Source organism: Streptomyces sp. Ag109_O5-10, from assembly GCF_900105755.1.
In the GTDB taxonomy this organism is placed as follows: domain Bacteria; phylum Actinomycetota; class Actinomycetes; order Streptomycetales; family Streptomycetaceae; genus Streptomyces.
Window position 1 is genome coordinate 5,202,217 of sequence record NZ_FNTQ01000001.1, and the last position, 13,830, is coordinate 5,216,046.

The window sequence follows — 13,830 nt, forward strand, 5'->3', positions numbered from 1 at the left end:
GGCTTCCGGCAGAGGTAATCGAGGGGCACGAATGTCCGGACTGATCGACACCACGGAGATGTATCTCCGCACCATCCTCGAGCTCGAAGAGGAAGGCGTCGTCCCCATGCGCGCCCGCATCGCGGAGCGGCTCGACCAGAGCGGGCCGACGGTGAGCCAGACGGTGGCGCGGATGGAGCGGGACGGTCTGGTGTCCGTCGCCACCGACCGGCACCTGGAGCTGACCGACGAGGGGCGCAGGCTGGCGACGCGCGTGATGCGCAAGCACCGGCTCGCCGAGTGCCTGCTGGTCGACGTGATCGGCCTGGAGTGGGAGCAGGTGCACGCCGAGGCCTGTCGCTGGGAGCACGTGATGAGCGAGGCCGTGGAGCGGCGGGTGCTCGAACTGCTGCGGCATCCGACCGAGTCGCCGTACGGCAACCCGATCCCGGGGCTGGAGGAGCTGGGCGAGAAGGACGGCGCGGATCCGTTCCTGGACGAGAGCATGGTGTCGCTGGCCGACCTGGACCCGGGCGCCGACGGCAAGACGGTGGTCGTACGCCGGATCGGTGAGCCCATCCAGACCGACGCGCAGCTGATGTACACGCTGCGGCGGGCGGGTGTGCAGCCCGGTTCGGTGGTGAGCGTGACGGAGGCGGCCGGCGGGGTGCTGGTGGGCAGCGGCGGCGAGGCGGCCGAGCTGGAGGCGGACGTCGCCTCCCACGTGTTCGTCGCCAAGCGCTGAGCGCCCGAAGCCCGTCGTTCAACTTCCTTTGCGTGTGCGGAAGTTGGCGTCTGCGGGCGGCCTCTCCCCGCGGCGTGTCGAACGCGTCGAATCCAAGGTTCAATGCGCCGAATCGCAGCGCCGGAACGTTTCGCGTGCGAGGCTGTCGCGAGAGGCATATGGCCTGAGGGGGGCGGGGAGGATGTGCCGAAGACGTGGGATTGGCCCCGGCACCCTTCGGTGCCGGGGCCTGTCCTCCCCAGTGCTGACCCGGAGCCCCGAGCTCTCAGGGTCATCCCCGCGGACCGTTTTCCCCGAGCGGCCCGCCCCCCGCAGAACAAATCCCCCCGGTGCCGCCGATCATGCCTGGCGAGGGGTCACTCGAATGAGGGGTGTTGTCCGCGGGAACCCGATTTTCGAATAGAGGTTCGATAGTCTGCAGCGGTACCGGAGCACCACGAAACACAACGAGGCGACACTAGGCACGCGGAGCTAGGGGGGTGCCAGGCCCATGGCACGGCGCATCGACGTGACAGGAGCCGGCGGCGTACACCTCGCCGCCTGGGAGTTCGCGGACCCGCCCAAGACGGAGGATCCGGACCACTCGTCTCCCGCTTGAGCACCTTGCGCAGCGTCTCGTTGCGCGGCAGGGCGTCCACCACCTCCAGCCGCTCCGGCAGCTTGTGCACCGACAGCCCTTCCGCGCGCAGGTACGACACCACCGCCGGGAGCGTCAACGCGGCCGCCCCCGGCGGCTGCTCGACCACCGCGCAGACCAGCTCCCCGCGCTCCGTGTCCGGCAGTCCGACCACCGCCGCGTCGGCCACCGCCGGGTGCGCGGCGAGCAGGTCCTCGATCTCCTTCGCGGAGATGTTCTCGCCCTTGCGGATGATCACGTCCTTGAGCCGCCCGGTGAGGACCAGGTGGCCGGTGCCGGTCACCCGGCCCAGGTCGCCGGTGCGCAGGAAGCCCTCCTCGTCGAAGGCCGTGGCGGACTGCGCCGGGTCCAGGTACCCCTGGCACACCGCCTCCCCGCGCAGCCGCACCTCGCCGCCCTCCGCGATCCGGATCTCCATGCCTTCCGGCGGCCTCCCCTCGGTCGTCGCCAGGTTCTCGGCGGTGTCGTCCGGCGCCCCCATCGTGATCATCGGCACCTCGGTCATGCCGTACCCGTGCGTCAGCTGCACCCCCATCTCGCGCACCACCGCGTGGTACACCTCCGGCGGCTTGGGCGCCCCGCCGCCGGCCAGCAGCCGCAGCGAGGGGATCACCGGCACCCCGGGCTGCTTGCGCTGCTCGGCCAGGAACATCGAGTAGAACGCCGTGGACCCGCCGGCCACCGTCACCCCGTGCCTGCGGTACTCGGGCAGCGCGTCCGGCAGCGCGAACTGCTCGAACATCACCGCCGGGAAGCCGTACAGCAGCAGCATCACCGTGTAGTCGGGTCCTGCGATGTGCGCGTACGGGAAGGCCATCGAGCCCACGTCGTCCGCCGTGAGCCGCAGCGCGTGCGCGAGGCACGAACCGCCCGCGATGAGCGAACGGTCCGTGTGCAGAACGCCTTTGGGGTCCGAGGTGGTCCCCGAGGTCCAGTAGATCCACCGGACGGAGGTGCCCTCGGCGGGCGGGGCGGGCAGCACGGCCGGATCGCCGTCGGGCAGCTCGTCGTACGCCTCGAAGATCCCCTTCGCGCCCAGCCGCCGCGCCAGCTCCGTGTGGTCGAAGCCGCGCCACACGCCCGGCACGGCGAAGAACTCGGCCCTGGACTCGCGCAGCGCGAAGCCGACCTCGCGGTCCCGGTAGAAGGGGATGACGGGGGACTGCACGGCGCCGAGCCTGGCCAGCGCGAAGGAAAGCACGGCCGTCTCGATCCGGGTCGGCAGCTGCCAGGCGACGACCGTGCCGGGGCGCACGCCCATGTCGTGGAGTCCGGCCGCGACGCGTTCGGCACGCGCGCGCAGCCCGCCGAACGAGAGGGTGCGGTCGTCCTGGAGGAACACCGGCCGTCCGGGGGTGAGTTCGGCGCGGTGCGCGACCAGGTCCCAGAGGGTGCGGGAGGCGCTCAGTTCGTGTGCGGTGGCGTCCATGGAGTCCCCCTGACAGCGGAGCTGACGAGTCGTCAGATCGTAGGTCCTGGCACCTTGCTGGTCCAGGGGTGCGGGGCTAGCCTGCGGAACCTGACGAACCATCAGTTGCGTGGGGGTGTCTGCCGGTGGACCTGTCCTACACGCCCGAGGAGGAGGACTTCCGGGCCCGGCTGCGGGAGTGGCTCGCCAAGGTGCTGCCCGGCCTGCCGCCGCAGCCGAAACCGGAGGACTGGCCGGGCCGCCGCGCCTACGACCTCGGCTGGCAGCGCGCGCTGTACGACGCCGGGTACGCCGACGTCCACTGGGACGCGTCCCCCACCGTGCGGCTGATCTTCCTCGAGGAGACCGAGCGGGCCGGCGCACCCTACGTGGGCGCCAACTTCGTCGGTCTGCTGCACGCGGGCCCCACCATCGCCGCCGAGGGCAGCGAGGCGCAGCGGGCCCGCTGGCTGGCGCCGATCCTGCGCGGCGACGAGGTGTGGTGCCAGGGCTTCAGCGAACCGGACGCCGGTTCGGACCTGGCCGCGCTGCGCACGCGCGCGTGGCGGGACGGCGAGGACTACGTGGTCAGCGGTTCCAAGATCTGGACCTCGCACGCGGAGGTCGCCGACTGGTGCGAGCTGCTGGTGCGCACGGACCCGGAGGCGCCCCGGCACCGGGGCATCACCTGGCTCGCCCTGCCCATGGACGCGCCGGGCGTCACCGTGCGGCCGCTGCGCACGCTCGCCGGGTCCAACGAGTTCGCCGAGGTGTTCCTCGACGAGGTGCGGGTGCCCGTGGCCAACCGGGTCGGCGCCGAGAACGACGGCTGGCGGGTCACCATGGTGACCCTCTCCTTCGAGCGCGGCACCGCCTTCGTCGGCGAGGTCGTCGCCTGCCGCCGGGTCCTCGGCGACCTCGCGCGCACGGCGCGCGCGAACGGCACCTGGGACGACCCGGAGCTGCGCCGCCGCCTCGGCCGGCTGCACGCCGAGTTCCGGGCGCTGTGGCGGCTCACCCAGTGGAACGTCAGCGAGGCGGAGGGCAGGGGCGTGCCGGGCGTCGGCGGCTCGGTCTTCAAGCTGCGCTACTCGCACGCCCGTCAGGAGCTGTACGACGCGGCGGCCGCGGTGCTCGGGCCCGACGCCCTCGATCTGGACCGGCCGTGGGTCCTGGACCGCCTCACCTCGCTTTCGTACACCATCGCCGCCGGGACCTCGCAGATCCAGCGGAACATCGTGGCCGAGCGGATCCTCGGGCTGCCGAAGGGGCGGTGAGCGGACGTGCGCTTTCGACTGACCCGCGACCAGGAGGCGGTGCGGGAGGGCATGCGGGAGCTGCTCTGGCGCCGGTTCGACGGCGCGGCGCTGCGGGCGGCGGCCGGCGGGCCGGCGCGTCTCGACCGGGGCCTGTGGCGGGAACTGGGGGCCGCCGGGTTCTTCGCGCTGCGGCTGCCGGAGGCCGGCGGCGGGGTCGGACTCGGGCTGCCGGAAGCCGTGTTGGTGTTCGAGGAGGCGGGGCGGGCGCTGCTGCCGGGACCGCTGGTGGCGACCCACCTCGCGGCCGCCGACGTGCCCGGCGCGGCTACCGGGGAGGCCGTGGTGGCCCGCGTGGACGGCGGTCTGGTGGAGTGGCTGGCCGAGGCGGACGCGGTGACCGGGGGCGCGTCGGGGGCCGTCCCGGTGCGCTCGGCGGACCCGTTGACGCCCCTGCACCGGGTGCCGGGGCCGGTCCCGGGACCGGCCCTCGGGCCGCCCGACCCGGTGGCCGTGCTGCTCACCGCCGCCGAGCAGCTCGGCACGGCCACGCGCGTGTGCGAGCTGGCCGTCCAACACGCCCGCACACGCGTGCAGTTCGGCCGGCCCGTCGGGGCGTTCCAGGCGGTCAAGCACCTGTGCGCCGACATGCTGGTGCGCGCCGAGACCGCGCGGGCGGCCGTCTACGCCGCCGCCGTCACCGCCGACCCCGTGGACGTCGCGGCGGCCCGGCTGCTCGCCGACGAGGCCGCGGTGCGCGGCGCCCGGGACTGCCTCCAGGTGCACGGGGGGATGGGGTTCACGTGGGAGTCGGAGGTGCATCTGCATCTGAAACGGACATGGGTGCGGTCGTTGCGTGGTGGGGTGAATACGGAGAGTGAGGAAGTGCTCGCCGCGGAGCTGCTCGGCTGAGCGTTCGAAACGCCGCTGGCCTGCGGAATCACGGGTCCGAGCGGTCGGGATGTCGCGGATTGTGGCATACCGGAATCACTGAGCGTGATACCGGGTTGTGTCCAACGCGTGACTCGTCACGGCCTGGAGTCGGCTGTCCGCTCGGGTACCTTCTGTGGGATGCGAGTGGTTCCGAGGACGAGCCATGCCGGCGGTGCCGTCGAAGCGGCCCCGCCGCTCGGGGTGCGCACCGCCGCTCGCAGGGCGGTAAGGGCTTGCGCCCCCGCTTGTTCGACTCCCCGCCGCGAGCGTCGCACAGTATGCCGCAGGCGTACTCCTTCGCGCTGGAATATGCCCGAAGCGCTTGTTGGGGTGACTGTACGTCAACCATGCTGTCGCGTAAGGGAATCACGTTCCGTGACCCTTGCTCTGGCCGTTGTTCTGGCCATGCAGAAAATGGCTACGATCGTGGCCCTCGCCGTCCTCGTGGTCGCGACCCTCGTCGTGGCCCTGGCTCGGTGCGGGTTCATGTGTCCGCCGGTTCGGATGGTGTGAGCGGTGCAGGTGCTTCAAGTGCAGCTGGAGATCCGGCCCGACCCCACGGAGGTGGGGCGGGCCAGAAGGTGGGCTCGCTCGCGCCTCGCCGGGTCCGGTATAGCGGCGGACGAGCCGCTGGCCGAGACGCTGATCCTGCTCGTCTCGGAGCTGGTCACCAACGCCGTGGTGCACACCGGCTGTCCGGCCGTGCTGCGGCTCTCACTGCCGGGCGCGGACCGCGGCGGCGCCGACGCGTCGGCCACCGTACGGCTGGAGGTCGCCGACGCCAGCGACCGCGCGCCCGTGCCGCGGTGCGCCGACGGCGAGGCGACCGGCGGCCGGGGCCTGGCCCTCGTCGACGGGCTCGCCGACCGCTGGGGCTGGAGCCCCGAGGGTGCCGGCAAGCGCATCTGGTGCGAACTCGATCGCTGTTCGGAGACCAGGCAGGGCGCCGCGGTGGCGTACGGGGGTGGCCTGGCCTCGTACGAAGGGCTGGCCTTCGAGGCGGTGTGATCCCGGTGTGCGGTCATGCGCCGGGGGTTTGCATCCGTGCGCGCCCATGGTGAACCGGGGCATAAGTCGTAAAACCCCGTACGGGTGTTGACGCCTTGTGACCGTTTGCTCACGCTTGAGGTCTGCGATTCGCCGCGAGGGGACGGCGAGGGTCCGTGACGGACGCCCTCGTCGAGTGTGGGTCGAGCCGGACGGCGGCGTGCGGGACCGGGCTCGGGGCGGGCCGGTGCGCGCAGCCGTCCGGATGGGGGGAATGGGGGAGGGCCGGTGTCACGCCCCCTCGGGCGTGACACCGGCTTCCCGTGGTCGCGGTTCACAGGACGGCCACGGGGGCGACCGGGGTGCCCGTCGCCCCGACGAACGGCTCGGGCATCGCCGACAGCAGGAACGCGTACCGGCCGGTTTCTCCACAGGCTGTGGACAACTCTTCGAGGTTCCAGTTCTGCCCCTGCAGCATCCCCATCTCCACGAGGTCCAGGGCGTGCACGGGCAGCCACAGGTCCTCGATCTCGGGCGGGAAGATCTCGAACGTGAGGGTGTCGTTCGCGACGGCGGCCACGTCGCGCGCGTGGAACCACTCCGGGGTGTGCACCGACAGGCCCGGCGACGGGTAGCCGTACCCGTGCTTGTCCCCGGCGAGGTAGACCTGCACCTGCCCGGTCCGCACGAGGACGATGTCACCGGCCCGGACGCGCGTTCCCGCGAGTTCCTCGGCCGCGTCGAGGTCCTCCGGGGTGACCGCGTGCCCGCCCGTCAGCCGGTCCACGCCACGCGCGCGTGCCACGTCGAGCAGCACCCCGCGCGAGACGACGTGCCGCGCCTTGTCGATCCCGGAGAACTCGGCACCGCCGTGCGCGGTCACCGTGCCCGCCGGGCGGCCGTTGTAGAGCCGCCCCGAGTGCGAGACGTGGGTGAGCGCGTCCCAATGGGTGCCGGCCTGCAGTCCCATGGTCACGGCGTCGTCGCTGCACGCGACCGTTCCGGGGCCGAAGAGCTCCTGGTTGATCTGCACCATGGCGTGCAGCGGGTTGACCCGCCCGGGGATCAGCCCGGTCTGCACCCCGTCCTCCCGGAGCGGAAGGGCGAGCGGCACCCGCCGCCCGCTGCGAACGGTCGCCGCCGCCTCGCGCACCACCTCGTCGGTGACCAGGTTCAACGTGCCGATCTCGTCGTCGGCGCCCCAGCGCCCCCAGTTGTTGACGCGCTTGGCGATGTCGTGGAACGCGGGATGAAGCGCCGGCAGTGACATCTGGGTCCTCCCCAGGCCTTGTGTCCGCACATCTGACGGGCCATAAAATCTAACGGTCCGTCAGAAACCGCGGGAAGGGGCCGGACGTGGGGAACTTCTTGGCAGGCAAGGTCGTCGCCGTGACCGGTGCGGGCCGCGGTATCGGACGGGCGGTCGCGGTGGCCGCGGCGGCCGAGGGAGCGAAGGTCGTCGTCAACGACTACGGCGTCTCGGTCGACGGTGCCTCGCCCACCAGCGAGGTCGCCGAGGCCGTCGTCAAGGAGATCGAGGCGGCGGGCGGGGACGCGGTCGCGGTCGCCGACGACATCTCCACGATGGCGGGCGGGCAGCGGGTCGTGGACACGGCGCTGTCGTCGTACGGCCGGCTCGACGGGGCCGTGTGCGTGGCGGGGATCCTGCGCGAGCGGATGCTGTTCAACATGGCCGAGGAGGAGTGGGACCCGGTGGTCGCCACCCACCTCAAGGGCACGTTCACGGTGTTCCGGGCGGCGTCGGCGGTGATGCGCGCCCAGCGGGCCGGCACACTGATCGGCTTCACCAGCGGCAACCACCAGGGGTCGGTCTCGCAGGCCAACTACAGCGCGGCCAAGGGCGGGATCATCTCCCTGGTCCGGAGCGCGGCGCTAGGCCTGCACAAGTACGGGGTGACCGCGAACGCGGTGGCGCCGGTGGCCAGGACCCGGATGTCGGCGGGCGTGCCGACGGAACTCACCGAGATCGGCGAGCCGGAGGACGTGGCCGCGTTCGTGGTCTACCTGCTGTCGGACGCGGCGCGGGACGCGGGGGTCACCGGGCAGGTCTACACGGTGGCCGGACCGAAGATCGCGGTCTGGGCCCAGCCGAGGGAACTGCGCGCCGCGTACGCCGACGGGGGCTCCTGGACGCCGGAACGGATCGCGCAGGCGCTGCCCGGGAGCGTGGGGACGGATCCGATGCCGATGCTGGCGCGACTGGCGGCGATGGAAGCGGCCGCCCGAACGGGAAGCCGGCCGAACGCCTAGCGGGCAGGGGGGTGCGGACCATGCGCGAGTGCGGCGCCGCCGTGGCCGGTCGCGCAGTTCCCCGCGCCCCTGTGGGGGTGTGATGGGTGGGTGTGGCGGGGTTGTGGTGGGTTGCGTGGTTCCTCGCGTCTCTGTGGGGGTGTGGTGGGTGGGTGCGGCGGGGTTGTGGTGGGTCGCGCAGTTCCCCGCGCCCCTGTGGGGGTGCGGTGGGTGGGTGGGTGCGGCGGTTGTGGTGGGTTGCGTGGTTCCTCGCGTCTCTGTGGGGGTGTGGTGGGTGGGCGGGTGCGGCGCCGCCGTGGCCGGCCGCGCAGTTCCCCGCGCCCCTGGGTTGGCTGTTCATGCCGGTGCTCGCAGTCTTCGCCCCCGGTCGGCCCCCTTTCCTTCTCCGCCGCGACGGCGATCAGTCGCCACGGCGGTGTCCGGCGGTGTCCGGCGGTTTTCGTACGGCCCCAACTTCCCCACGCATCTCTGGAGGTCACCGTGGATTTCGGCGTAGCGCCGGAGGATGAGGTGTTTCGCAGTGAGGTCCGGGACTGGCTCGGTGCGCATGCCGAAGCCGGTGTGGACCGGCGCGGTTGGGAACGCACCCTGGGGGCCGACGGGTGGATCGGGATCGGGTGGGCGGAGGGCGGGTACGGGAACCGGACCGCGACGCTCACTCAGCAGGTCGCCTGGGCCGAGGAGTACGCGCGGTCGGTCGCGCCGCCGCGGTCCGGGCACATCGGGGAGAACCTGCTCGCTCCGACGCTCATCGCGCACGGCAGCAGTGAACAGAAGGCGCGGTTCCTGCCGGCGGTCGCCGCCGGGCAGGAGCTGTGGTGCCAGGGGTACAGCGAGCCCGGCGCGGGGTCCGACCTGGCCGGTGTGCGGACGGTGGCGGTGCGGGAGGCGGGCGGGTACCGCATCACCGGGCAGAAGATCTGGACCTCGCTCGCCCACGAGGCCGACTGGTGTTTCGTGCTGGCGCGCACCGAGGCGGGCTCGCGGCGCCATCACGGGCTGAGCTTCCTGCTCGTGCCCATGGACCAGCCGGGCCGCGTCGAGGTGCGCCCGATCCGGCAGATGACCGGCACCAGCGACTTCAACGAGGTCTTCTTCGACGGCGCGCACGCGCGCGTGGAGCACGTCGTCGGCGGTGCGGGCAACGGGTGGCGCGTCGCGATGAGCCTGCTCGGGTTCGAGCGCGGGGTGTCCACGCTCGCCCAGCAGATCGGGTTCGCCCAGGAACTGGGGCGGGTGGTGCGGGACGCCGTGCGGAGCGGGGCCGCCGACGATCCCGTCGTACGGGAGCGGCTGGTGCGGCTGTGGGCCGAGTTGCGGGTGATGCGGTGGAACGCCCTGCGGACGCTGGGGAACTCGGCCGTCGAGCCCGGCGCGCCGAGTGTGGCCAAGCTGCTGTGGGCCGGCTGGCACCAACGGCTCGGTGAACTCGCCGTGCTGGTGCGGGGCGCGGCCGCGAGCGTCGGCCCGGCCGGCTGGTCAGCCGCGGCGCCGTACGAACTGGACGCCGCCCAGCACCTGTTCCTCTTCGCCCGGGCCGACACCGTCTACGGCGGCTCGGACCAGGTCCAGCGCACGATCATCGCCGAGCGGGTGCTCGGTCTGCCGAGGGAACCGAAGGGGGTCGAGTCGTGATGCGCGGAGTCGTGTTCGACGGGAAACAGGTGCAGGTCGTCGACGATCTGGACGTGCGGGAGCCGGGGCCGGGTGAGGTGCTGGTCGCGGTGTCCGCGGCCGGACTCTGCCACAGCGACCTCTCTGTGGTGGACGGGACCATACCCTTCCCCGTACCCGTGGTGCTCGGGCACGAGGGCGCGGGGGTGGTGGAGTCGGTCGGTGTGGGGGTCACCCATGTGGCGCCGGGGGACCATGTGGCCCTGTCCACGCTCGCCAACTGCGGCGCCTGCGCCGATTGCGACCGGGGGCGGCCCACCATGTGCCGCAAGGCCATAGGGCGCCCGCAGCGGCCGTTCCTGCGCGGCGGCCGGGCCGTGTACCAGTTCGCGTGCAACTCGGCCTTCGCGGAACGCACGGTCGTCAAGGCCGTGCAGGCGGTACGGATCCCGAAGGACATCCCCCTGACCTCGGCCGCCCTCATCGGGTGCGGGGTGCTGACCGGGGTGGGCGCCGTCCTGAACCGCGCCCGCGTCGACCGCGGTGACACCGTACTGGTCATCGGCACCGGCGGGATCGGGCTCAACGTCATCCAGGGCGCGCGGATCGCGGGCGCGCTGCGGATCGTGGCCGTGGACGCCAACCCGGCCAAGGAGGAGGCGGCCCGGCAGTTCGGCGCGACCGACTTCCTGACCTCGACGGACGGGGTGAAGGACCTGCTGCCGACCGGGGTGGACCACGCCTTCGAGTGCGTCGGCCGGGTCGAGCTGGTCCGGCAGGCCGTCGACCTCCTCGACCGGCACGGCCAGGCCGTCCTCCTCGGCATGCCGGCCCCCACCGCCGAGGTGTCCTTCGCGGTCGCCTCCATGTTCCTCGACAAGTCCATCCTGGGCTGCCGCTACGGCTCCTCGCGCCCGCAGCACGACATCGCCCTCTACGCCGGTCTGTACCGCCAGGGCAGCCTGCTGCTCGACGAGTTGGTGACCGAGACATACCCGGTGGAGGACTTCGAGAAGGCCCGCGCCGACGCCGAGGCGGGACGGGTGGCACGGGGGGTGCTCACGTTCCGGTGAGCGTGCCCGGGTTATCCACAACCCTGGGAAAATTTTTCGGCGTTGCCGGTCCCGCGCGTGCTGGCCGGCGCCTGGCCGGTGTCGTCAGGGGCGCGGCTGCCGCGACGCTCACCCGCAACCTGTCGCTGCGCGCAGTCCTTCCGGCGGGTGCCCTGGCCGCCGGGTACGCGGTCATGTACGCGGCCGCCGGCGCCGGTTACGCGGTGACCGGCTCTCTCGCCGGGGCACTGCTGCGGGTGGTCGCCCCGTCCACGGCCGTCCTGGCCGGGGTCGGTGTCACCCTGGTGCTCGGCGCGGTCGGGTGGTGGGGCGAGGTGCGGCGGCCCCTGGCGTCAGCCCGGGGTGGTGACGGCGCCGCGGCTGTCGGGGTCGCCCGTTCCGGTGCGGAAAGTACGGCGGTAGGCGGTCGGGGTGACGCCGAGCGTCGCCTGTAGGTGCTGGCGCATCGACTGGGCGGTGCCGAAGCCGGCGTCGCGGGCCACCTGGTCGACGGAGAGGCCGGTGGACTCCAGTAGGTGGCGGGCGCGTTCGACGCGCTGCTGGCTGAGCCACTGGCCGGGGCTGACGCCGGTCTCCTCGCGGAAGCGGCGCGTGAAGGTCCGTACCGACATGGCCTCCTGCTCGGCCATGTCCCGCAGCTGGATGGGCTCGTGGAGGCGGCCCAGCGCCCAGGCGCGGGCCGCGGTGGTGGTGGCGACCTGGGGGTCGAGGACGGGACGGTGGATGTACTGGGCCTGGCCGCCGTCCCGGTGCGGCGGGACGACCGTACGGCGGGCGACCTCGTTGGCGACGGCCGTGCCGTGGTCGCGGCGGACCATGTGCAGGCACAGGTCGATGCCGGCGGCCACCCCGGCGGAGGTGAGGATGTCGCCGTCGTCGATGAACAGGACGTCCGCATCGACCTCCAACTGCGGGAACAGCCGCTGGAGATGGTCCGCCTCGGCCCAGTGGGTGGTCGCCGGGCGGCCGTCGAGATAGCCGGCGGCGGCCAGCACGTAGACGCCCGTGCAGATGGAGGCGAGCCGGGTGCCGGGGCGGATGTGGGCGAGGGCGGCGGCCAGTTCGGGGGTGAGGACGCCCTGTTCGAAGACCGGGCCCAGCTCGTACGAGGCCGGGATGATCACCGTGTCGGCGGTGGCCAGCGTCTCCGGGCCGTTGGCCACGTGGATCGCGAAGTCGGCGTCGGTGTCGACCGGGCCGGGCGGGCGGACCGAGCAGGTCACGACCTCGTAGAGGTGGCGCCCCTGGGCGTCCTTGGGGCGGCCGAAGATGCGGTGCGGGATGCCCAGCTCGAAGGGGAGCAGGCCGTCGAGGGCGAGGACGACGACGCGGTGCGGGCGGAAGCCGGGGCCGGGGTCTCTGCTCATGGCCCGATCCTAGCGAACACTGTCCTCTCGGCCACTCGATGGAAGGGAGCGGTCGGCCCGATATTTGTGGAGTGACCCAGACAACCGAAGCCGCGGCCGCCCTCGCCGAGGACCCGAAGCCGACCCGGTCGCCGCGCATCCACCGTGCCTGGTTCGTCGCCGCCGTCACCTTCGTCACGATCATCGGCGCGGCCGCCTTCCGCTCCCTGCCCGGCCTGCTCATCGACCCCCTGCACGCGGAGTTCGGCTGGTCGCGCGGCACGATCGGCGCGGCCGTCTCCGTCAACCTCGCGCTGTACGGACTCACCGCGCCCTTCGCCGCCGCGCTGATGGACCGTTTCGGCATACGCCGGGTGGTGGCCGTCGCGCTGACCGTCATCGCGATCGGCTCGGGCCTGACCGTGTGGATGACGGCGGCCTGGCAGCTGATGCTCTGCTGGGGCCTGCTGGTCGGCCTCGGGTCCGGCTCGATGGCGCTCGCCTTCGCCGCCACGGTCACCAACCGCTGGTTCACCACCCGCCGCGGCCTGGTCAGCGGCATCCTCACCGCCGCCTCCGCCTCCGGCCAGCTGATCTTCCTGCCGCTGCTCTCCTGGATGGTCGAGACGTACGACTGGCGCCCGGCCGCCGTCACCGTCGCCCTGGCCGCCCTCGCGGTCGTCCCCTTCGTCTGGCTGCTGCTGCGCGACCACCCCGCCGACGTGGCCCAGATGCCGTACGGCGCGACGGAGTTCGTCCCGAAGCCGGCACCGGTCACCGGAGCCGCGCGCAGGACGGTCGGGGTGCTCCTCTCCGCCGTCCGCACCGGTCCGTTCTGGCTGCTCGCCGGCACCTTCGCGATCTGCGGGGCGTCCACCAACGGCCTGATCCAGACCCACTTCGTGCCCGCCGCCCACGACCACGGCCTGCCGGTGACCACGGCGGCCTCGCTGCTCGCGGTCATCGGCGTGTTCGACGTCGTCGGCACGATCGCCTCCGGCTGGTTCACCGACCGCTTCGAACCGCGCCGCCTGCTCGCCGTCTACTACGCCCTGCGCGGCGTCTCGCTGCTGTTCCTGCCGATGCTGCTGGGTCCGTCGGTCCACCCCTCGATGATCTTCTTCATCGTCTTCTACGGCCTCGACTGGGTCGCCACCGTCCCGCCCACCCTGGCCCTGTGCCGGGAGCAATACGGCGAGGACAGCGCCATCGTCTTCGGCTGGGTCCTCGCCTCCCACCAGGTCGGCGCGGCCCTCGTCGCCTTCCTCGGCGGCGTCGCCCGCGACGTCTTCGGCACCTACGACATGGTCTGGTACGCCTCCGGTGCCCTGTGCGCGGCGGCGGCCCTGATGGCCCTGGTGATCCGGCGGCGGCCGGTGGCCCCGGCGGCGGGACTCGGTGCCGTGGCGGCCTAGGCCAGGCGCCCCGCCGGAAGTGCCGAGAGTGCGCCGTCTGCCGTCTGCCGTCTGCTGTCTGCTGTCTGCCGTCTGCCGTCTGCCGTCTGCCGTCTGCCGTACGTCGTACGTCGTACGTCGTCCGCCGTACGTCGTACGTCGTCCGCCGTACGTCGTCCGCCGTTTG

General features: G+C 72.7%; 11 protein-coding genes. 8 read left to right on the plus strand and 3 right to left on the minus strand.

The features are described 5' to 3' along the window. Positions 1-31: 31 nt before the first annotated feature. On the plus strand, positions 32-724 hold the full coding sequence (locus BLW82_RS23870; RefSeq protein WP_093501586.1) for an iron-dependent transcriptional repressor DtxR: 693 nt from the start codon (positions 32-34) through the stop codon (positions 722-724). Between the two features lie 356 nt (positions 725-1,080). On the opposite strand, the gene BLW82_RS23875 is transcribed toward BLW82_RS23870, so the two are convergent. Then, positions 1,081-2,790, minus strand: a complete 1,710-nt coding sequence (locus tag BLW82_RS23875) for a class I adenylate-forming enzyme family protein (protein ID WP_256215932.1) — start codon at positions 2,788-2,790, stop codon at positions 1,081-1,083. Positions 2,791-2,915: 125 nt separating this feature from the next. On the opposite strand from BLW82_RS23875, the gene BLW82_RS23880 reads away from it, so the two are divergent. The 3 genes from BLW82_RS23880 (at position 2,916) to BLW82_RS23895 (ending at position 5,966) form a co-directional block, all read left to right on the plus strand. Further along, a complete protein-coding gene (locus tag BLW82_RS23880) occupies positions 2,916-4,046 on the plus strand; it encodes an acyl-CoA dehydrogenase family protein (RefSeq protein WP_093501588.1) in 1,131 nt (376 codons plus the stop codon). Between the two features lie 6 nt (positions 4,047-4,052). Continuing rightward, positions 4,053-4,937, plus strand: coding sequence for an acyl-CoA dehydrogenase family protein (locus BLW82_RS23885; protein WP_093501590.1), 885 nt, complete (start codon positions 4,053-4,055; stop codon positions 4,935-4,937). 552 nt (positions 4,938-5,489) lie between these two features. Further along, positions 5,490-5,966 (plus strand): ATP-binding protein, encoded by a 477-nt coding sequence (locus BLW82_RS23895; RefSeq protein WP_093501594.1) that lies wholly within the window; start codon positions 5,490-5,492, stop codon positions 5,964-5,966. A 313-nt stretch (positions 5,967-6,279) separates the two neighbouring features. Here BLW82_RS23895 and BLW82_RS23900 read toward each other — a convergent pair whose 3' ends face one another. Continuing rightward, complete coding sequence (locus BLW82_RS23900; RefSeq protein WP_093501596.1) at positions 6,280-7,215, minus strand: cyclase family protein; 936 nt, start codon at positions 7,213-7,215, stop codon at positions 6,280-6,282. An 86-nt stretch (positions 7,216-7,301) separates the two neighbouring features. Here BLW82_RS23900 and BLW82_RS23905 point away from each other — a divergent pair, with 86 nt between their 5' ends. The 3 genes from BLW82_RS23905 (at position 7,302) to BLW82_RS23915 (ending at position 10,903) form a co-directional block, all read left to right on the plus strand. Continuing rightward, a complete protein-coding gene (locus BLW82_RS23905) occupies positions 7,302-8,216 on the plus strand; it encodes an SDR family NAD(P)-dependent oxidoreductase (RefSeq protein WP_093501598.1) in 915 nt (304 codons plus the stop codon). 480 nt (positions 8,217-8,696) lie between these two features. Next, positions 8,697-9,851 carry an acyl-CoA dehydrogenase family protein gene (locus tag BLW82_RS23910; protein WP_093501600.1) on the plus strand — a complete coding sequence of 385 codons (1,155 nt, stop codon included), beginning with the start codon at positions 8,697-8,699 and terminating at the stop codon, positions 9,849-9,851. After that, on the plus strand, positions 9,851-10,903 hold the full coding sequence (locus tag BLW82_RS23915; RefSeq protein ID WP_093501602.1) for a Zn-dependent alcohol dehydrogenase: 1,053 nt from the start codon (positions 9,851-9,853) through the stop codon (positions 10,901-10,903). Before BLW82_RS23910 ends, BLW82_RS23915 begins: the two co-directional genes overlap by 1 nt. A 332-nt stretch (positions 10,904-11,235) precedes the next feature. Here BLW82_RS23915 and BLW82_RS23925 read toward each other — a convergent pair whose 3' ends face one another. Continuing rightward, positions 11,236-12,270 (minus strand): GlxA family transcriptional regulator, encoded by a 1,035-nt coding sequence (locus BLW82_RS23925; RefSeq protein WP_093501604.1) that lies wholly within the window; start codon positions 12,268-12,270, stop codon positions 11,236-11,238. 71 nt (positions 12,271-12,341) lie between these two features. On the opposite strand from BLW82_RS23925, the gene BLW82_RS23930 reads away from it, so the two are divergent. Next, complete coding sequence (locus tag BLW82_RS23930) at positions 12,342-13,664, plus strand: MFS transporter (protein ID WP_093501606.1); 1,323 nt, start codon at positions 12,342-12,344, stop codon at positions 13,662-13,664. The last annotated feature ends 166 nt before the right edge of the window (positions 13,665-13,830 follow it).